The organism is Micromonospora sp. NBRC 110037, assembly GCF_001652995.1.
GTDB classification, from domain to species: domain Bacteria; phylum Actinomycetota; class Actinomycetes; order Mycobacteriales; family Micromonosporaceae; genus Micromonospora; species Micromonospora chalcea.
The window spans coordinates 131,143-150,060 of record NZ_BBVA01000009.1 but is presented as its reverse complement, the minus strand read 5'-3'; the positions used below and the strand labels follow the sequence as shown (position 1 = coordinate 150,060).

18 protein-coding genes are annotated in these 18,918 nt (G+C 72.8%); 11 read left to right on the top strand and 7 right to left on the bottom strand.

The window, feature by feature from the left end; all coding sequences use genetic code 11:
* Positions 1-48: 48 nt before the first annotated feature.
* On the bottom strand, positions 49-453 hold the full coding sequence (locus A4R25_RS24660; RefSeq protein WP_197494962.1) for a secondary thiamine-phosphate synthase enzyme YjbQ: 405 nt from the start codon (positions 451-453) through the stop codon (positions 49-51).
* Between the two features lie 189 nt (positions 454-642).
* Here A4R25_RS24660 and aceE point away from each other — a divergent pair, with 189 nt between their 5' ends.
* Entirely contained in the window at positions 643-3,387 is a 2,745-nt protein-coding gene (gene aceE / locus A4R25_RS24655) for a pyruvate dehydrogenase (acetyl-transferring), homodimeric type (RefSeq protein WP_043329212.1), read from the top strand.
* A 135-nt stretch (positions 3,388-3,522) separates the two neighbouring features.
* Here the strand turns inward: aceE and A4R25_RS24650 are convergent, their stop codons facing one another.
* Positions 3,523-3,969 (bottom strand): SRPBCC domain-containing protein, encoded by a 447-nt coding sequence (locus tag A4R25_RS24650; protein WP_030503643.1) that lies wholly within the window; start codon positions 3,967-3,969, stop codon positions 3,523-3,525.
* Between the two features lie 202 nt (positions 3,970-4,171).
* Between A4R25_RS24650 and A4R25_RS24645 the strand changes: the two genes are divergently transcribed.
* The 3 genes from A4R25_RS24645 to gltX all read left to right on the top strand — a co-directional run bounded on the left by A4R25_RS24645 (position 4,172) and on the right by gltX (position 8,274).
* Positions 4,172-5,485, top strand: coding sequence for a GH1 family beta-glucosidase (locus A4R25_RS24645; RefSeq protein WP_064448235.1), 1,314 nt, complete (start codon positions 4,172-4,174; stop codon positions 5,483-5,485).
* Positions 5,482-6,759 (top strand): MFS transporter, encoded by a 1,278-nt coding sequence (locus tag A4R25_RS24640; protein WP_064448234.1) that lies wholly within the window; start codon positions 5,482-5,484, stop codon positions 6,757-6,759. Before A4R25_RS24645 ends, A4R25_RS24640 begins: the two co-directional genes overlap by 4 nt.
* Positions 6,760-6,864: 105 nt before the next feature.
* On the top strand, positions 6,865-8,274 hold the full coding sequence (gltX, locus tag A4R25_RS24635) for a glutamate--tRNA ligase (RefSeq protein WP_082931128.1): 1,410 nt from the start codon (positions 6,865-6,867) through the stop codon (positions 8,272-8,274).
* A gap of 176 nt (positions 8,275-8,450) precedes the next feature.
* Here gltX and A4R25_RS24630 read toward each other — a convergent pair whose 3' ends face one another.
* Complete coding sequence (locus A4R25_RS24630; RefSeq protein WP_064448233.1) at positions 8,451-9,041, bottom strand: copper resistance CopC family protein; 591 nt, start codon at positions 9,039-9,041, stop codon at positions 8,451-8,453.
* Between the two features lie 191 nt (positions 9,042-9,232).
* Here A4R25_RS24630 and A4R25_RS24625 point away from each other — a divergent pair, with 191 nt between their 5' ends.
* Positions 9,233-9,901, top strand: a complete 669-nt coding sequence (locus A4R25_RS24625; protein ID WP_064448232.1) for a hypothetical protein — start codon at positions 9,233-9,235, stop codon at positions 9,899-9,901.
* Positions 9,902-9,945: 44 nt separating this feature from the next.
* Here the strand turns inward: A4R25_RS24625 and A4R25_RS24620 are convergent, their stop codons facing one another.
* On the bottom strand, positions 9,946-10,275 hold the full coding sequence (locus A4R25_RS24620; protein ID WP_043329196.1) for a hypothetical protein: 330 nt from the start codon (positions 10,273-10,275) through the stop codon (positions 9,946-9,948).
* A 100-nt stretch (positions 10,276-10,375) separates the two neighbouring features.
* On the opposite strand from A4R25_RS24620, the gene A4R25_RS24615 reads away from it, so the two are divergent.
* The 5 genes from A4R25_RS24615 (at position 10,376) to fabF (ending at position 15,412) form a co-directional block, all read left to right on the top strand.
* Complete coding sequence (locus A4R25_RS24615; protein WP_274479170.1) at positions 10,376-11,650, top strand: CdaR family transcriptional regulator; 1,275 nt, start codon at positions 10,376-10,378, stop codon at positions 11,648-11,650.
* A 98-nt stretch (positions 11,651-11,748) separates the two neighbouring features.
* Entirely contained in the window at positions 11,749-12,915 is a 1,167-nt protein-coding gene (locus tag A4R25_RS24610; protein WP_064448231.1) for an acyltransferase domain-containing protein, read from the top strand.
* Positions 12,916-13,860 (top strand): beta-ketoacyl-ACP synthase III, encoded by a 945-nt coding sequence (locus A4R25_RS24605; RefSeq protein ID WP_043329189.1) that lies wholly within the window; start codon positions 12,916-12,918, stop codon positions 13,858-13,860. It begins immediately after the preceding gene.
* An 83-nt stretch (positions 13,861-13,943) separates the two neighbouring features.
* Positions 13,944-14,183: an acyl carrier protein gene (locus A4R25_RS24600; protein WP_064448230.1), complete on the top strand. Its 240-nt coding sequence runs from the start codon at positions 13,944-13,946 to the stop codon at positions 14,181-14,183.
* 2 nt (positions 14,184-14,185) lie between these two features.
* The gene (fabF, locus tag A4R25_RS24595; protein WP_030503633.1) at positions 14,186-15,412 is read left to right on the top strand and encodes a beta-ketoacyl-ACP synthase II; all 1,227 of its coding nucleotides are present in this window, start codon (positions 14,186-14,188) and stop codon (positions 15,410-15,412) included.
* A gap of 94 nt (positions 15,413-15,506) precedes the next feature.
* Here fabF and A4R25_RS24590 read toward each other — a convergent pair whose 3' ends face one another.
* From A4R25_RS24590 to A4R25_RS24580, 3 genes are read right to left on the bottom strand one after another with little or no spacing between them, the layout of a single operon-like run.
* A complete protein-coding gene (locus A4R25_RS24590; protein ID WP_064448229.1) occupies positions 15,507-15,725 on the bottom strand; it encodes a hypothetical protein in 219 nt (72 codons plus the stop codon).
* 58 nt (positions 15,726-15,783) lie between these two features.
* Positions 15,784-17,508, bottom strand: coding sequence for a glycoside hydrolase family 3 protein (locus A4R25_RS24585; protein WP_064448228.1), 1,725 nt, complete (start codon positions 17,506-17,508; stop codon positions 15,784-15,786).
* A gap of 33 nt (positions 17,509-17,541) precedes the next feature.
* Positions 17,542-18,033 carry a DUF3145 domain-containing protein gene (locus tag A4R25_RS24580; RefSeq protein ID WP_013287841.1) on the bottom strand — a complete coding sequence of 164 codons (492 nt, stop codon included), beginning with the start codon at positions 18,031-18,033 and terminating at the stop codon, positions 17,542-17,544.
* 331 nt (positions 18,034-18,364) lie between these two features.
* Between A4R25_RS24580 and A4R25_RS24575 the strand changes: the two genes are divergently transcribed.
* Positions 18,365-18,694 (top strand): hypothetical protein, encoded by a 330-nt coding sequence (locus tag A4R25_RS24575; protein ID WP_043329183.1) that lies wholly within the window; start codon positions 18,365-18,367, stop codon positions 18,692-18,694.
* Positions 18,695-18,918: the final 224 nt, after the last annotated feature.

Below are 18,918 nucleotides of genomic sequence, written 5' to 3'. Positions count from 1 at the left end.
GTACGTGACCAGTCAACAATTGACGTACTCCACTATCTGCGCCGCCGTTCAGCCGGGCAGGAACGAGAAGCGCACCTGGCGGTCGGGGTTGTCGCCGTTGGTGTCGACCAGGCAGATCGACTGCCAGGTGCCGAGCTGGATCCGCCCGTCGAGCACCGGCAGCGTCGCGTACGGCGGCACGAACGCCGGCAGCACGTGGTCGCGTCCGTGCCCGGGCGAGCCGTGCCGGTGCCGCCACCTGTCGTCGGTGGGAAGCAGGTCGTCCAGGGCCCGCAGCAGGTCGTCGTCGGATCCGGCGCCGGTCTCGATGATCGCCAGCCCGGCGGTGGCGTGCGGGACGAAGACGTGCAGCAGGCCGTCGCCGGCGCCGGACACGAACCGTTCGGCCTCGCTCGTGATGTCCCGGACGGTCGGCCGGGAGCCGGTCCGGACGGTGATCACCTCACTGCGCATACGGCGCATTCTGCCGCAGCGCCCGGTTCCTCGCCCCGCCCGCCGATAGCGCATCCGGTGATCGCGCAAAGTTACTGATGGGTACCTGTGTTCAGCGTCGCGTCTGAGGGTGGGAGAGGTGACGGCACGCGCCACCAGGGGGCAGGATGGCGCTAGAGACCTATCCCACACGAAACCGAGGGAACGCCTGTGGCTACGGAACGCAAGCGCCCGGTGATCACCGCTGGTCTGCCGAGCCAGCTTCCGGACATCGACCCTGAAGAGACCAGCGAATGGGTCGAGTCGCTCGACGGTGTCATCGACGAGCGCGGGACAAAGCGAGCCCGGTACGTCATGCTGCGCCTGCTGGAGCGGGCCCGCGAGCGGCAGGTCGGGGTGCCGTCCCTGACCACCACCGACTACATCAACACGATCCCGCCGGAGCGCGAACCGTGGTTCCCGGGTGACGAGCACGTCGAGCGGCGGCTGCGGGCGTACATCAGGTGGAACGCCGCGATGCTGGTGCACCGGGCGCAGCGCCCGGAGATCGGCGTCGGTGGCCACATCTCCACGTTCGCCAGCTCCGCGTCGCTCTACGAGGTGGGCTTCAACCACTTCTTCCGGGGCAAGAACCACCCGGGCGGCGGCGACCAGATCTTCTACCAGGGCCACGCCTCCCCCGGCATGTACGCGCGGGCGTTCCTGGAGGGCCGGCTCAGCGAGAACCAGCTCGACGGGTTCCGGCAGGAGCTGTCGCACCCCGGTGGCGGGCTGCCGTCGTACCCGCACCCGCGGCTGATGCCGGACTTCTGGGAGTTCCCGACCGTCTCCATGGGTCTCGGGCCGCTGAACGCCATCTACCAGGCGCGGTTCAACCGCTACCTGCAGCACCGGGGCATCAAGGACACCTCCCAGCAGCACGTCTGGGCGTTCCTCGGCGACGGCGAGATGGACGAGGTCGAGTCGCTCGGCGCGATCGGCGTGGCCGCCCGCGAGGAGCTGGACAACCTCACCTTCGTGATCAACTGCAACCTGCAGCGCCTGGACGGACCGGTCCGCGGCAACGGCAAGATCATGCAGGAGCTGGAGGCGTTCTTCCGGGGCGCCGGCTGGAACGTCATCAAGGTCGTCTGGGGCCGGGAGTGGGACCCGCTGCTCGCCGCGGACACCGACGGCGCGCTGGTCAACCTGATGAACACCACGCCCGACGGTGACTACCAGACCTACAAGGCGGAGTCCGGGGCGTACGTGCGGGAGCACTTCTTCGGCCGCGACCCGCGGACCCGCAAGATGGTCGAGCACCTGTCCGACGACGAGATCTGGAACCTCAAGCGGGGTGGCCACGACTACCGCAAGCTCTACGCGGCCTACAAGGCGGCGATGGAGCACACCGGCCAGCCGACGGTGATCCTCGCCAAGACGATCAAGGGCTGGACGCTCGGCTCGCACTTCGAGGGCCGCAACGCCACGCACCAGATGAAGAAGCTGACGCTGGAGGACCTGAAGCTCTTCCGCGACCGCCTCTACCTGGACATCCCGGACAAGCAGCTGGAGGAGAACCCGTACCTCCCGCCGTACTACACGCCGGGCGAGAAGTCGGACGAGATCACCTACCTGAAGGACCGGCGTCAGCAGCTCGGCGGCTACCTGCCCACCCGCAGCACCGCCCGCAAGACGCTGGCCATCCCGGGCAGCGAGCGGTTCTCCGACGTCAAGCGCGGGTCGGGCAAGCAGAAGGTCGCCACCACGATGGCGTTCGTCCGCCTGCTCAAGGACATCATGAAGGACAAGGAGTTCGGCAAGCGCTGGGTGCCGATCATCCCGGACGAGGCCCGTACGTTCGGTATGGACTCGCTGTTCCCGACGCAGAAGATCTACTCGCCGCACGGCCAGCGTTACACCGCCGTCGACCGGGACCTGTTCCTGTCCTACAAGGAGTCGACCACCGGCCAGATCCTGCACGAGGGGATCAACGAGGCCGGCTCGGTGGCCTCGTTCACCGCCGCCGGCACGGCGTACGCGACGCACGGCGAGCCGATGATCCCGCTGTACATCTTCTACTCGATGTTCGGCTTCCAGCGCACCGGCGACGGGTTCTGGGCGGCGGCGGACCAGATGGCGCGGGGCTTCGTGCTCGGCGCGACCGCCGGCCGGACCACGCTCAACGGTGAGGGCCTGCAGCACGAGGACGGCCACTCGCTGCTGCTCGCCGCCACCAACCCGGCGGTGGTCTCCTACGACGCGGCGTTCGCCTTCGAGCTGGCGCACATCGTGGAGAACGGCCTGCACCGGATGTACGGCGAGGCGCAGGAGAACATCTTCTACTACCTCACCGTCTACAACGAGCCGATCTTCCAGCCGGCCGAGCCGGAGGGCGTGGACGTCGAGGGCATCGTCAAGGGCATCCACCGCTACTCCCCCGCGCCGCAGGTCGGCGACGACGCGCCGAAGGCGAACATCCTCGCGTCCGGCACCGGCATGCAGTGGGCGCTCAAGGCCCAGCAGCTGCTCGCCGAGGACTGGGGCGTGGCCGCCGACGTGTGGTCGGTGACGTCCTGGACCGAGCTGCGCCGCGACGCGGTCCAGTGCGAGGAGCACAACCTGCTCAACCCGGGCGAGGAGCCGCGGGTGCCGTACATCGCGCGGAAGCTGGCCGACGCCGACGGGCCGAAGGTCGCGGTCAGCGACTGGATGCGCGCGGTACCGGACCTGATCGCCCGCTGGGTACCCGGCGACTACACCTCGCTCGGCACCGACGGGTTCGGCATGTCGGACACCCGGCACGCGCTGCGCCGCCACTTCCACGTGGACGCCGAGTCGGTGGCGGTGGCCACGCTGCGCCAGCTCGCGCTGCGCGGTGTGGTGCCGGCGCACGTGCCGGCCGACGCGGCCCGCAAGTACGCGCTGGACGACGTCAACGCCGCCCCGGTCGGCGAGACCGGCGGCGACAGCTGAAAGGAAGGGCCCCTTCTTAACGCCTCCGGTAGAGGAGGGGCCCCTTCTTCACACCTCGGGTAGAACGACGGCCCGGCGTCCCTGGCGGGAACGCCGGGCCGTCACCATCGCGGGCGACGCCGGGACTGGGCTCGGTCAGCCGACGGCGGCCAGGTCGGTCAGCCGGGCCAGCGAGTCCTCCAGGTCGGCGCCGACCCGGCGCAGGCCGAGCCGGAGCAGGGCCGCCTTGACGGGTCCGGCGGGCCACCGCACGACGATCAGCCGTACGACGGTGCCGCCGGCCTCCTCGTCCGGGGTCAGCTGGACGTAGATCTCGGTGCGCGCCTCGGCTCGGGCGCCGGCACCCTTCGCGCGTTCGCGCCAGCCGATCAGGGTCGGCTCCTGGAAGGCGATCACCTCGGCCTCGTGCGCGGCGCCGCGTCCGGCCTGGACCAGCTGCCGCCGCCCGAATCCCTCCCCGGACAGGACCTCGGCCGCGCGGACTCCCGCCAGCCAGGCCGGCAGCTGCTCGGCGCGCTGCACCACGTCCCAGACCACATCCACCGGCGCCGCCACGTGCGCGCTTCGTTCCACGAGGATCATGAGTATCTTTCCCCCACTTAAATCACATCCGCGATATTTGGCACTCTATGTGTAAATCGGACTTAAGCGGACGGGTTCGGAAAAGACACGCCGAACTCCCTTGCGCCACCCAGTCATCTCGGCCTATGGCGCGGCGGTCCGCCGAGCCCTAGAGTCGCGAGCACGCTTCATGTCTTGGAGGGGTGCCTTGACGACCGCGCCGATGCCCGAGTTCCCCGCCGGCTTCCGCTGGGGGGTCTCCACCTCCGCGTACCAGATCGAGGGCGCGACCACTGCCGACGGTCGCGGTCCATCCATCTGGGACACGTTCGCGCACGAGCCGGGCCGGGTCGCCGACGCCAGCACCGGCGACCGGGCCTGCGACCACTTCCACAGGTACGCCGAGGACACCGCGCTGCTGGCCGGGCTGGGGGTGTCCGCGTACCGGTTCTCGCTCGCCTGGCCCCGGATCCAGCCGGACGGCACGGGCCCGGCCAATGCCGCCGGGCTGGACTTCTACGACCGGCTGGTGGACGGCCTGCTCGCCGCCGGGGTGGACCCGGTCGCCACGCTGTTCCACTGGGACCTGCCGCAGCCGCTGGAGGACGCCGGCGGCTGGCTGAACCGGGACACCGCCGCGCGCTTCGCCGAGTACGCCGACCTGGCCGCCGCCCGGCTCGGCGACCGGGTGAAGCTCTGGATCACGCTCAACGAGCCGTTCATCCACATGAGCATGGGCTACGGCATGGGCGTGCACGCCCCCGGCCGGATGCTGCTGTTCGACGCCTTCCCGGTGGCCCACCACCAGCTTCTCGGGCACGGTCTCGCGGTCTCCGCGCTGCGCGCCCGCACCACGTCCCCGGTGGCGATCGCCAACAACTACTCCCCGGTGCGGGTCGCCGGCGACACCGACGCGGACCGGGCCGCCGCCGCGGCGTACGACGCGCTGCACAACCTCCTGTTCACCGATCCGCTGCTCGGGCGCGGCTACCCGGACGCTCCCGGCCTCGACCCGGCGGTGATCCGGGACGGCGACCTGGACGTGCTGGCCGCGCCGATCGACGTGCTGGGGGTCAACTACTACAACCCGACCGCCATCCGGGCGCCCGAGGCGGGCTCGCCGCTGCCGTTCGACATCGTGCCGCTGGAGGGCTACCCGCGTACCGCGTTCGACTGGCCGGTGGCCCCGGACGGCCTGCGCGACCTGCTGCTCCAACTGCACCGGCGGTACGGCGACGCGCTGCCGCCGATCCAGATCACCGAGAGCGGCTGCGCGTACGACGACGCGCCGGACGCCGACGGCCGGGTGCACGACCCGGAGCGGATCGCGTACCTGGACGGGCACGTCCGCGCGGTGCGCGGGGCGATGGCCGAGGGCGTGCCGGTGACCGGGTACTTCGTCTGGTCGCTGCTGGACAACTGGGAGTGGGCCGAGGGCTTCACCAAGCGGTTCGGCCTGGTGCACGTCGACTTCGACACGCAGCGGCGGACGCCGAAGTCGTCGTACGCCTGGTTCCGGGACCTGGTCCGGCGGTGACCACTGTGAACCCGACGCCGGCCTCGCTGCCGGCGGCGCTCGCCGAACCGACGGTGCCGGTACGGCGGAGCTGGATCGCGCTGATCTTCGCGGCCAACCTGGGCGTCTGGATGGCGTTCTTCACCCCGATCCAGGTGCTGTTGCCGCAGCAGGTGGAACGGATCGCGCCGGCCGACAAGGAGGCGATGCTGGCGGTGGTCACCGGCATCGGCGCGCTCGCCGCGGTGCTGGCGAACCCGCTCGCCGGCGCGCTGTCCGACCGCACCTCGCTGCGGCTGGCCAACCGCCACTTCGGCCGCCGGCACGTCTGGACCGCGTTCGGCGCGGTGATCGGCGCGCTCGCCCTGGTGCTGCTGGCCCGGCAGAACACGATCGCCGGGGTGGCGGTGGCCTGGGTGGCCGCGCAGGTCTGCTTCAACGCGATGCTGGCCAGCCTCACCGCGGCGATCCCCGATCGGGTGCCGGTGGCGCAGCGTGGCGGCGTGTCCGGCTGGGTGGGCATCCCGCAGGCGCTGGGCCTGGTGCTGGGCGCGGTGCTGGTGACGGCCGTGGTGACCGGCAACGCCGCCGGGTACGCCGCGATCGCGCTCGCCGTGCTGCTGCTGTCGCTGCCGTTCGCGCTGCTGACCCAGGACGACCACCTGCCCCGGGAGCACCGCTCGCCGCTGCGGCTGCGCTCGCTGTTCTCCTCGATGTGGATCAGCCCGCGCCGCCACCCCGACTTCGCCTGGGCGTGGTTCACCAGGTTCCTGGTGCAGACCGGCAACGCGCTCGGCACGCTCTACCTGCTCTACTTCCTCACCGACGGGGTACGGGTGGCCGACCCCGAGGGCTCGCTGCTGATCCTGATCCTGCTCTACACGGTCGGCATGATGCTGACCGCCGTGACCGCCGGGCGCATGTCCGACCGCTCCGGCCGGCGCAAGGTCTTCGTGATCGCCTCCGGGCTGATCATGGCGGTGGCGGCGACGCTACTGGCGGTGGCACCCACCTGGCCGATGGCGATCGTCGCGGCGCTGCTGCTCGGCGCCGGGTACGGCGTCTACCTGTCGGTGGACGCCGCGCTGATCACGCAGGTGCTGCCCGCCGCCACCGACCGGGCCAAGGACCTCGGCGTGATCAACATTGCCAACTCGGCGCCGCAGGTGCTCGGCCCGGCGCTGTCCGCGCCGATCGTGGTGCACCTCGGCGGCTACCCGACGCTGTACGCGGTCACCGCGGCGGTCACCGTGCTGGGCAGCGCGCTGGTCGTGAAGATCCGCTCCGTGCCGTGACGCCCGCCGGCTGCCGCGCTTGTTAAGAAGGGGCCCCTTCACCTCCGGAGGCGTTAAGAAGGGGCCCTTCCTTTCTCGGTGGCGGCCCGCCGTAGGCTGGGGGACGTGACGGTACGTGTACGCTTCGCCCCCTCCCCGACCGGTATGTTCCACGTCGGCGGCGCCCGCTCGGCGCTGCAGAACTGGATCTTCGCCAAGCAGCAGGGCGGGGTGTTCGTGCTGCGCATCGAGGACACCGACGCGGCCCGCAACAAGCCCGAGTGGACCGAGGGCATCCTGTCCGCGCTGGAGTGGATCGGCATCGCGCGGGGCAGCTACGAGGGTCCGTACTTCCAGTCCTCGTACGCCGGTGAGCACCGGGCCGCCGCGCAGCGGCTGTACGAGGGCGGCCGGGCCTACTACTGCGACTGCACCCGCGAGGACGTGCAGGCGCGTACCGGGCCGCAGCAGCGCGGCTACGACGGCTTCTGCCGCGACCGCGGCCTGGGGCCGGGCGAGGGCCGGGCGCTGCGCTTCCGTACGCCGGACGAGGGCGAGACCGTGGTGGTCGACCTGGTGCGCGGCGAGCCGACGTTCGAGAACAAGCTGATCGAGGACTTCGTCATCGCCCGCGGCGACGGCTCCCCGGTGTTCCTGCTGGCCAACGTCGTGGACGACATGTCGATGGGGATCACCCACGTGATCCGGGCCGAGGAGCACCTGCCGAACACCCCGAAGCAGCAGCTGCTGTGGGACGCGCTCGGGGTCAAGCCGCCGATCTGGGCGCACGTGCCGGTGGTGGTGAACGAGAAGCGGCAGAAGCTGTCCAAGCGGCGGGACAAGGTCGCGCTGGAGGCGTACCGGGACGAGGGCTACCTCGCCGACGCGATGCGCAACTACCTGATGCTGCTGGGCTGGGCGCCGTCGGGCGACCGGGAGATCGTGCCCTGGTCGGTGATCGAGGAGGAGTTCCGGCTGGACGAGGTCAACCCGTCCCCGGCGTTCTTCGACGAGAAGAAGCTGCGCGCGTTCAACGGCGACTACATCCGGGCGCTGCCGGTGGAGGACTTCGTCGCCGCCTGCCAGCCGTGGCTCACCGGCACCGACACCATCGCCCCGCCGCCGTGGCAGCCCGAGGAGTTCGACCCGGCCGCGTTCGCGGCGGTGGCTCCGCTGGCGCAGACCCGGATCGCGGTGCTCAGCGAGATCGTGCCGAACGTCGACTTCCTCTTCCTGGCCGACCCGCTGATCGACGAGGCGGCGTGGGCGAAGGCGATGAAGGAGGGCGCGGCCGACCTGCTGGACGCGGCGATCGTCGCGTTCGAGGCGCTGGAGTCCTGGGACGCGGAGTCGCTCAAGGCCACGCTGGAGGCGGTCGGCGCGGAGCGCGGGCTGAAGCTGGGCAAGGCGCAGGCGCCGGTACGGGTCGCGGTCACCGGCCGCACCGTCGGGCTGCCGCTGTTCGAGTCGCTGGAGGTGCTCGGCCGCGACCGTACGCTGACCCGGCTGCGCGCCGCCCGCGTACGCCTGGTCTGAGCGGCAGGCCCGCCGACGGCCCGGGCGTGTCGTGGCCGGGAGAAGGTGACCCTGTCGAGCGATATGCCTCTGAGTCATGATTATGACTCAGAGGCATATGCGTTTTCGGCGATCGTTGCGCCGGCCGCGTCACGCGGAGTATTCCCCGCGAGCCGGCTCCCGCTGACCGGCCGGCGTCAGCGGCGGGCGGCCCGGCGGCGCAGTAGCAGCCCGCCGCCCAGCGCGGCCAGCACCACCACCGCGCCGGCCGCCCACAGCCAGCCCGTACCCCCGCCGTCGTCCGCCTCGGCGGCGGCCGGGGTCGGGCTCGGCGCCGCGCTGGTAGGCGCGGCGGGCGCGGCACTCGTGGGCGGCGCGCTCGCCGACGGCGCCTCGGCGGGGGTGCCGGTGGTCAGGGTGAACCGGATCTCCCCCTTGATCGGATGGCCGTCGTCGGAGGCCAGCCGGTAGGTGACGATGTAGAGCCCGGCCGCGCCCGGCCGGAACGGCACGGTCACCCGCTTGCCGGAGAAGGTCGGCGCGCCGCCGGCAGCGGCCACGTTGTCCGGCCCGGTGACGGTGACCTCGGTCGTGGCTTCCTTCGGCGTGGCCAGGAACCGCAGCTCGATCCGCTCCGGCGCGGCGGCCAGCCGGGCCCCGTCGCGCGGATCGCTGCCGGTCAGCGAGTTGTGCGCGGCGGCCGGCGCGGCCGGCAGCAGCGCGAACGCCGCCACCACCCCGAGCACCACCAGCCAGGTGCGCGCCGTACGGGCGACCCTGCCCCCCATGGTTCCCTCCGTCCGGGTAAGATCCGGCCGATGATCATCGACCGCTCGTTGGTCGGTCTCAGCTCGCAAATAGTTCCAAATACTCTTCCACCTGCTGCAACCGAGCGCCGTTCTGCGGAGTCTTTGTGGTGGACACCGGTCCAGTGTGACTGCAGCGGAAGCCAGCCATCGAACGGGGCGAGGAGGCGGCGATGATCCGGAAGGTGAGACGGCTGCTGATCGCCGTGACCGGGACGATGGCGGCCCTCGCGTGCACACTGGCTCTGACCGGCGCGACGGCGGCCCACGCCGCCCCGAAACCGACGCCCGCGCCCGCCCCGACCGGCGTCGACATCACCGGCGACAAGCTCGACGAGCCGCTGCGGCTGCGCACCGACAGCCGGTCGGCCGACGTCCACCTGGTGATCGACCAGGTCAAGTGGCTGGGCGCGACCGGCCAGCTGCGCGGCCCGGCCGCCGCGGACCTCGGTCCGAAGTACACGGTGGTGGTGCACGTCGCCGCCGGTCCGCAGCGCACCTACGACCTCTTTCCCCTGGCCAAGGGCGGCCCGCGGGTCTACCGGCCGGCGAAGCAGCCGGACAGGAGCAACCTCCGCGCGGGCTGGTTCCTCGGGCGGCTCAACATGCCGGAGACGCTGCGCTCGGTAGGCGTGCCGTTGCCGGCGCAGTTCGACACGCTCGCCGGTGGCATCGGCGGCGGCGAGCGGGTACTGCCGGAGGAGGCGCTCGACCCGGTGGGCGAACTCGACACCGCCCTCGGCGAACTCCAGCGGCTGCTGCTGCTCAACGTGGGCGTCGTGCTGGTCATCACCGCCGGGCTCGCCGGCATCGCGCTGCTGGTGCGCCGCCGCACCCGCTGAGCCCGGCCCGACACCGCGTCGGCGTCAACCCGCCCGGCTCCGCGTCAGCACCAGCGACGCGGCGGGCGCTCGCGGCGGACCGTACGGTTGCGCGGGCGTACCGCGCCGTGGCGGTGGGCGCCCGCCCAGCCCGCCAGATCGCTGCGACAACCCTGCTCCGGCGACGCCTCGTCCGCGAGATGCGCCGGCTCGACGGCCCGCTGACGGGGCACCGCCGGCTCGTCCTCGGCGCGCTCCGCGGCCCGGCCGACGGCCTGCTCGCCCTGGTGGTGCAGGCACGGCCGACGCGGGTGCGTGGCCGTGACCGGCTGGTCGTGGCCACGCCGGCACGGCTCGCCCTGGGCGCAACCGTGCTCGGCCTCCCCCTGCGCCATCCCGGCCTCCTCACCGTCGCCCTCGCGCGCCCGCCGGAACAGCCCGGGCGCGCCCTGACACCGTACTGGCCCACCCGGACAAGATCGCCAGCGCGTACCGGTGGAGATCGTCACGCCACGGCGAAGCCGCCACCTCGGAGTGGAACCGCTGCTCAGCGCATGTCAGGCTGGTGCGGTGAGCGAACCGGGCGGCACGGAGACGTCGGCGACGCTGCGCCGTATCGAACGGGCGGCGGGCGGCCTGGCCACCGCCAGCGTGGCCCGGATGGACGAGACACTGCCCTGGTTCCGCGACCTGCCCGCCGACCAGCGCTCCTGGGTCATGCTCGTGGCCCAGGCCGGCGTGCGGTCACTGGTGCAGTGGCTGCGCCAGGGTGGCGGCGCCACCGACCGCACCCAGGAGGTGTCGGACGAGGTCTTCGCCGCCGCGCCGCAGGCGCTGGCCCGCTCGATCAGCCTCCAGCAGACCGTGGCGCTGATCAAGGTGACCATCGACGTGGTCGAGGAGCAGGTGTCGGAGCTGGCCGTGCCGGGCGAGGAGCAGTCGCTGCGGGAGGCGGTGCTGCGCTTCTCCCGGGAGATCGCGTTCGCCGCCGCGCGGGTCTACGCCCGGGCCGCCGAGAGCCGCGGCTCCTGGGACGCCCGGTTGCAGGCGCTCCTGGTCGACGCGTTGCTGCGCGGCGACTCCCCGGACGTGCTGGCCAGCCGGGCCGCCGCGCTCGGCTGGACGGACGCCCCACCGGTCGCGGTGGCGGTCGGCCGGTCCCCCGGCGGCGAGGTGGCCGCCGTGCTGCACACCGTCTACCGGCAGGCCCGGCGGATCGGCGTCGAGGTGATCGGCGGCGTGCACGGCGACCGGCTGGTCATCGTGCTGGGCGGGGCGGCCGACCCGGTGGCGGCCACGGAGAAGCTGCGTACCGCCTTCGGTGAGGGGCCGGTGGTGGTCGGCCCGGCGGTGCCCAGCCTGGACGAGGCCACCGAGTCGGCGCGGGCCGCGCTGGCCGGCTTCCGGGCCGCGCCGGCCTGGCCGACCGCGCCGTGCCCGGTCGCCGCGGACGAGTTGCTGCCGGAACGGGCGCTGGCCGGCGACACCGAGGCCCGCCGCCGGTTGCGCCACGACGTGTACGCGGCACTGGCCCGCTCCGGCGGCGAGCTGCTGGAGACGCTGGACGCGTTCTTCGCCGCCGGTGGCACGCTGGAGAGCGCCGCCCGGGCGCTCTTCGTGCACCCGAACACCGTGCGCTACCGCCTGAAGCGGATCGCCGAGGTGACCGCCTTCTCGCCGCTGGCCCCGCGCGACGCCTTCGCGCTGCAGGTGGCGCTGACTGTGGGTAGGCTCGACCCGGTGGTACCGGGGGTCTCCGACCGGCGATGACCGCCCACCGATTTTTGTAGGTTTCCTCCAAAGGTTCTAGTGCGGTTTCGTGCCGTGCGTTACAGCGCGACCCGCGAGTATCCGTCAGAGTCGTACACGTGCTCGCCGTACTCTCTCCGGGACAGGGTTCGCAGAAGCCCGGCTTCCTCGCTCCGTGGCTCGACCTCGACGGTGTCGAGGCGCGCCTGCGCTGGTGGTCGGCCCTGGCCGGGGTGGACCTGATCCATTTGGGCACCCGGGCGGACGCGGACGAGATCAAGGACACCGCCCGTACCCAGCCGCTGCTGGTCGCCGCCGCGCTGCTCGCCGCCGAGCACCTGCCGATGCACGACGTCGCGCTGGTCGCCGGGCACAGCGTGGGTGAGCTGGGCGCCGCCGCCCTGGCCGGGGTACTGCCGGCCGAGGCCGCCGTGACGCTCGCCGGCGTACGCGGACACGAGATGGCCGCGGCCTGCGCGCTGGAACCGACCGGGATGGCCGCGGTGCTCGGCGGTGACCCGGACGAGGTGCTCGCCGCGCTCCAGTCCCACGGGCTGCACCCGGCCAACCGCAACGGCGCCGGTCAGATCGTGGCCGCCGGCGCGATCGACGGGCTGGACAAGCTCGCCGCCGAACCGCCGGCCCGCACCCGGATCATCCGGCTCCAGGTGGCCGGAGCGTTCCACACGCCGTACATGGCGCCGGCCGAGGCCGCGCTGGCCGCCGTCGCCGCCGGTGTCACCGCCTCCGCCCCGGCCCGGATCCTGCTGTCCAACCTCGACGGCGCGCCGGTCGGGCACGGCCCGGAGACGCTGCAGCGGCTGGTCCGGCAGGTCACCGCCCCGGTCCGCTGGGACCTGTGCATGCGTACGCTGGCCGACCTCGGGGTCACCGGCGTGATCGAGCTGCCGCCCGCCGGCACCCTCGCCGGACTGGTCAAGCGGGAACTCAAGGGCGAGGGCGCGCCCGAGATCGTCACCCTGAACACCCCCGCCGACCTGCCCGCCGCGCGGCGGCTGGTCGCCCGGCACGCCGGTCCCGCCCGCCCGTACGCGCCGTGGTTCCGGATGGTCGTCTCCCCCGCCGCCGGCCGCCTCGCCCGGGCGGCCGAGGCGACGGTGGGCGCCGAGGTACGCGCCGGCCAGGTCCTCGGCCACGTCACCGGAGCGCAGGGGCCGGTCGAGGTGACCGCACACGACAACGGGCTGCTCACCGAGTGGCTCGCGCACCACGACGACCCGGTCGCCCCGGGCCAGCCCCTCGTCCGCATCGGAGGAACGCACTAAATGGCCGGCAGCCGGATCGTCGCGATGGGGCACTACCAGCCCTCCCGCGTCGTCACGAACGACGAGATCGCGCAGATGGTGGACACCAGCGACGAATGGATCCGGGACCGGGTCGGCATCGCCACCCGGCGGATCGCGGGCGACGAGACGGTCGCCGACATGGCCACCGCCGCCGCCGGCAAGGCGCTCGCCAACTCCGGCCTCACCGCCGCCGACATCGACATGGTCGTGGTGGCCACCTGCTCGTCGGTGGACCGCAGTCCCAACGTGGCCTGCCGGGTCGCGGCGAAGCTCGGCGTCACCGCGCCCGCCGCGTACGACCTCAACACCGCCTGCTCCGGCTTCGCGTACGGGCTGGGCACCGTGGACCACGCGATCCGGGCCGGCGCGGCGCGCAACGCGATCGTCGTCGGCGCCGAGAAGCTCTCCGACTTCACCGACTGGACCGACCGCTCGACCTGCATCATCTTCGCCGACGGCGCCGGGGCGGCCGTGGTGACCGCGACCGCCGACGACGAGCCGGCCGGGATCGGGCCGGTGGTCTGGGGCTCCGCGCCGGAGAAGAGCGACGCGGTACGCATCGAGGGCTGGCAGCCGTACATCGCGCAGGAGGGGCAGTCGGTGTTCCGCTGGGCCACCACCGCGCTGGCCCCGCTCGCGCTGCAGGCCTGCGAGCGGGCCGGCGTGGCCCCGTCGGAGCTCGCCGCGTTCGTGCCGCACCAGGCCAACGGCCGGATCATCGACGGCATCGCGAAGCGGCTGAACATTCCGGACGCGATCATCGCCAAGGACATCGTCGAGTCCGGCAACACGTCGGCGGCGAGCATCCCGCTGGCCCTGTCGAAGCTGGTCGAGCGGCGCGAGGTGCCCTCGGGCGCCCCGGTCCTGCTGTTCGGCTTCGGCGGCGGCCTGACCTACGCCGGTCAGGTCGTGCGCTGCCCCTGAGACCCCCTCGGGCGCGAACGCGCCGAGGCGCGTGACCGGCGACGCCGGTCACCGGTAACCCCCGATGAGAGGAACCAACCGTAATGACCCGTGACGAGATCACCGCCGGCCTCGCCGAGATCCTCGAAGAGGTTGCCGGGGTGAACCCGGACGAGGTGGCCGAGGGGAAGTCCTTCACCGACGACCTCGACGTCGACTCGCTCTCCATGGTGGAGGTCGTGGTGGCGGCCGAGGAGAAGTTCGGCGTCAAGATCCCGGACAACGAGGTGCAGAACCTCAAGACGGTCGGTGACGCGGTCAGCTACATCGAGGCGCAGTCCTGATCATGAGTCGTCCCGACGTCGTCGTCACCGGGCTCGGCGCGACGACCCCGCTCGGCGGGGACGTCGCGTCGACCTGGGACGCCATGCTCGCCGGCCGCTCCGGGGTGAGTGCGCTCACCCAGGAGTGGGCGGCGGACCTGCCCGTCCGGATCGCCGCCCAGCTGGCGGTGGACCCGTCCGAGGTGCTGGACCGGGTGAAGCTGCGCCGGCTGGACCGCTCGGAGGCCATCGCCATCATCGCCGCCCGGCAGGCGTGGGCCGACGCCGGGCTGGCCGAGGCCGGGCCGGACCCGGAGCGCCTGGCGGTCAGCGTCGGCTCGGGCATCGGCGGCGCCACCACCCTGCTCGCCCAGGACGACATCCTGGAGAAGTCGGGCCCCCGGCGGGTCTCCCCGCACACCATCCCGATGCTGATGCCGAACGGTCCGGCCGCCTGGGTCGGGCTGGAGCTGGGCGCCAAGGCCGGCGTGCACACCGTGGCCAGCGCCTGCGCGACCGGCGCGGAGGCGATCGCGCTGGGTCTGGACATCATCCGCGCCGGCCGGGCCGACGTGGTGGTGGCCGGCGGCACCGAGGCGGTCATCCACCCGCTGCCGATCGCCGGCTTCAGCTCGATGCGGGCCATGTCGACCCGCAACGACGAGCCGGAGCGGGCCTCCCGGCCGTGGGACTCCGGTCGCGACGGCTTCGTCCTCGGTGAGGGCGCGGGCGTGGTGATCCTGGAGCGCGCCGACCACGCCGCCGCCCGGGGCGCCCGGGTGTACGCGCGCCTGGCCGGCGCGGGGATCACCTCGGACGCGTACGACATCGTGCAGCCGCACGCCGAGGGCGAGGGCGCGATCCGGGCCATCGCCCGGGCGGTCGCCGACGCGGACGTGGCCCGTACCGACATCGTGCACGTCAACGCACACGCCACCTCGACCCCGGTCGGGGACATGCTGGAGATCGGCGCGCTGCGCCAGGCGGTCGGCGACCACCCGGTGCTCACCGCCACCAAGTCGATGACCGGGCACCTGCTCGGCGCGGCCGGCGCGCTGGAGTCGATCGCCACCATCCTGGCCATCCGGGACGGCGTGATCCCGCCGACGATCAACCTGGACGACCCGGACGAGGGCCTCACCCTGGACGTCGCCGCGCACAAGGCGCGGCACATGGAGATCCCGGCGGCGCTGAACAACGCGTTCGGCTTCGGCGGACACAACGTGGCGCTGGTCTTCACCCGCCCCTGACGTAAGGAAGGGCCCCTTCTTAACAGCGACTGCTGCTGTTAACAAGGGGCCCTTCCTCTACCGCAGGCGTTAACAGGGGGCCCTTCCTTACACCTCAGCGGTTGCGGGGGTGTAGGCGGGCGGTGCGCTCGTTGCCCCGCCGGTAGTTGCCGGTCCACCGGGCCATGGCCAGCTGCGGATCGTCGTCGACCTCGGCCAGGAACTGCGCCGCCCGGCCGCCGCGAAGCGTGCCCGCGACCCGGCCGTGATGCGTGATCACCACCGTGCCGTCGGCGCGCTGGACGTACCGGAATCCCTGTGCTGCCTCTCCCATGGGCGCCACCCTGCCAGCCGGCCGCCCCGGGCCGCACCCGAGTTACCGGCGGCGGCGGTCAGGTGCGGCAGGCGGTGGCGGGCAGGCCGGAGACCGGCACCGGGGAGCGGCCGCCCGGGCGGGCCTTGCCGGCGAGCACCGCGGCCAGGCCGTTCATCGAGGCCCGGGTGGACGAGTAGGTCGCCATCAGCGTCGGGGACTTCGCCCCGGACAGCACGTACGGCGTGTCCATCGCCACCGTCACGGCGGCGTCGGCGCGCAGGTCCTTCGCGCCGTCGCCGTACCCGACCAGGTGCACCACCGTGCCGCCGGAGGGCACCACCTTGACGCCGGCCGCGGTGAGCGCCTCGGTCAGCAGCTTGCGGGTGCGCTCCCGGCCACCGGAGGAGGTCACGCTGACCGGTCCGGTCACCGCGCCGCCGCACTTGCCGCGCAGCACAGTCACCGCGGCGGTGGCCAGGTCGTCGGCGGCCTTGCGGTGGTCGGCGCCGTCGAGCGTGGACAGCGCGGGCGTGTCCCGCCCGGCCAGCCGGAACTTCATGGTGAGCACCCGGGTGACCGCCTCGACCAGGCGGGCGCGGGGCAGCGAGCCGTCCTTGAGCGCGGCGCGCAGCCCGTCGTACGCCTGGGTGACGTTCGGCGTCATCAGGATGAGGTCGTTGCCGGCGTTGAGCGCGCGCACGGCCGCCTCACCGGGTGACCACTTCTTGGCCGGGGCCATGTTCATCCCGTCGGTGATCACCACGCCCTGGAAGCCGAGCTGGCCGCGCAGCACGTCGGTGAGCAGCTTGCGGGAGAACGTGGCGGGGGTGCCCGGGTCGACCGCCTTGACGTCCAGGTGGGCCGACATCACCGCCATGGCCCCGGCGCCGATCCCGGCCCGGAACGGCGGGAACGCGATCCGGTCCAGGTCGGCGCGGGACTGCTTGATCACGGGCAGCTCGGTGTGCGAGTCCTCGGCGCTCAGGCCGTGCCCGGGGAAGTGCTTGACCGCCGCGCCGACGCCCTCGGCCTGCAGGCCGCGTACCGCGCCGGCCACCTGGGGGGACGCGGTCGCCGGGTCCGCGCCGAAGGACCGGGAGCCGATCACCGTGCTGCGGGTGACGAGGACGTCGGCGACCGGGGCGAAGTCGAGGTTGATGCCCATCGCGGCCAGCTCGGCCCCGGCGGCCCGCCAGGCGGCCTCGGTCAGCGCCGGGTTCCCGGCGGCGCCGGCCGCGAGCGGGCTGGGCAGCAGCGTCACGCCGTCGGTGATCCGGGTGACCACGCCGTACTCCTGGTCGGTGCCGATCAGGAACGGCGCGGCGCCGGCGGGCAGCTTGCCGGCGGCGGCGCGCAGCCCGTCGGTGAGCGCCCGGACCTGCTTCGGGTTGTCGACGTTCGTGGTGGCCTGGTTGCCGGAGGTGGGGTCGTCGGCGCTGAAGCCGACCAGGATGACGCCGCCGAGCCGGTACTTCGCCACCATCTCGGCGGGGGTGTCGACGCCGGCCAGCGCGCGGTTGCCGGCCGCCGAGCCGGCCGAGACCTCGGTGGCCGAGCTGCCGTAGGCGTACGGCATCAGCACCTGCCCGACCAGGTCCTCGTCGCTCAGCGTGCCGACCAGCGCGGCGGCGCGGGCGGCCGGGTCAGCGGCCGGCGACTCGCTCGGCGCGGGCGCGGCCGACGACGGCGCCGGACTCGTCGGGGTGGGACGGGGCCGGTCCGGCCCGTCCGAGCACCCGGAGACGAGAAGCGCGGTCAGTGCGGCGAGCGCGACGGCGGAGCGCCGCGGGGAAATCGACACGCGGCCCACCGTATCGGGGCAACTCGGCCGCCGTCACCCGACCCGGGTGAGCAGCGTCACCGGGGCGCCGTCGCCGGCGTAACGGTAGGGCTCCAGTTCGGCGTCCCAGGCGGTGCCCAGCGCCTTGTCCAGCGCGTGGGCGAGCGCCTCCGGGCTGCGCGCGGCGGCCATCAGGCTGCGCAGCCGGTCCTCGCCGAGCTGGATGTCACCGGCCGCGCCGACGGCGGCCCGGAACAGGCCCCGGCCCGGTACGTACATGAAACGCTCGCCGTCGACGCCGGGACTGGGTTCCTCGGTGACCTCGAAACGGATCATGGGCCACTGCCGGAGGGCAGCGGCCAGCTCCGCGCCGGTCCCCGGGCTGCCGGTCCAGCCGCACTCGGCGCGACGAGCGCCCGGATCGGCGGGCTGCGCCGTCCAGTGCAGGTTGACCGGCGCGGCGAGGACGCGCGCGATCGCCCACTCGACGTGCGAGCACACGGCGAGCGGGGTCGAGTGGACGTATACGACGCCACGCGTTGGCACGGTGACCTCCCGGTGAGCCGAGGTGCGTCTTCCCCTACGACCTCGTCCTACCGAGTGGTACCTGGACACACATGATGACCCGTGTGACTGGTGGTGCGCCAGCGAATCGGAAAATTCGCCGGTCCCAGCCGGCGGGAAATACCCGGGAGGTGGAGTCGGTTGTGCCCTCTGACGCCGCGACGACCAGCCAGGTGTCGCGGTCGTGTACAGTTCTCTGGGCGGTTCTGTGTGCCGCCGTACATCTTCGCGGGCAGGCGCTCAACCCGGGCGTCACTCGCACAGCCCCCGGACGGCTTTCCGTCCCCACCGTACGTCTGCAAGGAGTACCTCCGTGGCGAGCAACACCTCTAAGACCGCGCGCGCGTCAGTCCGGGCCGGCCAGGCTGGCCAGGGTGGCGCCCTCAGCGTGCTGGGCGAGTTCAAGTACCTGATCCCGCTCAACGGCGGCAAGCACGCCTACGTGCGCAACCTGACCAACGGCAAGACCGCGCACCTGCGCACCGACTCCGAGGCCTTCGTCGAGGAGATCCGGGTGCTGGCCGCCGCCGGCCACGCCGCCAAGATCCGGGCTGAGATCAACGGCCTCGCCGCCGCCCACCCGGACCACGGCTGGGAGGCCACCGAGAAGCGCCTGGTCGAGGCCGGCGTCTTCGAGGGCTGAGCACCCTTCACCCGCACCACCGCGACCGCCCGCCGGGATCACCCCGGCGGGCGGTTTCGCGTCTGCTCCTGCGGCAGCAGCGTCACCTCACCGGTGGCGGATCGCCGGTGGATGTGCGTCCGGCTCGTCCATAGGCCGGACGCGAATCTTCTCCCCGCCCCGGTTGCCGTGGTGTCATGACGGGTAACGCCGGTGTCACCGCCGGGACACCCGGTGGACGCAAA

Bases quoted from the DNA above. Each gene is read 5' to 3' on its own strand.
- A4R25_RS24630 (WP_064448233.1), bottom strand. From the start codon at position 9,041: ATGGGGGGCAGGGTCGCCCGTACGGCGCGCACCTGGCTGGTGGTGCTC.
- A4R25_RS24620 (WP_043329196.1), bottom strand. From the start codon at position 10,275: ATGGCGCAGGGGGAGGCCGAGCACGGTTGCGCCCAGGGCGAGCCGTGC.
- A4R25_RS24650 (WP_030503643.1), bottom strand. From the start codon at position 3,969: ATGATCCTCGTGGAACGAAGCGCGCACGTGGCGGCGCCGGTGGATGTG.
- A4R25_RS24590 (WP_064448229.1), bottom strand. From the start codon at position 15,725: ATGGGAGAGGCAGCACAGGGATTCCGGTACGTCCAGCGCGCCGACGGC.
- A4R25_RS24660 (WP_197494962.1), bottom strand. From the start codon at position 453: ATGCGCAGTGAGGTGATCACCGTCCGGACCGGCTCCCGGCCGACCGTC.
- fabF (WP_030503633.1), top strand. From the start codon at position 14,186: ATGAGTCGTCCCGACGTCGTCGTCACCGGGCTCGGCGCGACGACCCCG.
- A4R25_RS24605 (WP_043329189.1), top strand. From the start codon at position 12,916: ATGGCCGGCAGCCGGATCGTCGCGATGGGGCACTACCAGCCCTCCCGC.
- A4R25_RS24600 (WP_064448230.1), top strand. From the start codon at position 13,944: ATGACCCGTGACGAGATCACCGCCGGCCTCGCCGAGATCCTCGAAGAG.
- A4R25_RS24645 (WP_064448235.1), top strand. From the start codon at position 4,172: ATGCCCGAGTTCCCCGCCGGCTTCCGCTGGGGGGTCTCCACCTCCGCG.
- A4R25_RS24625 (WP_064448232.1), top strand. From the start codon at position 9,233: ATGATCCGGAAGGTGAGACGGCTGCTGATCGCCGTGACCGGGACGATG.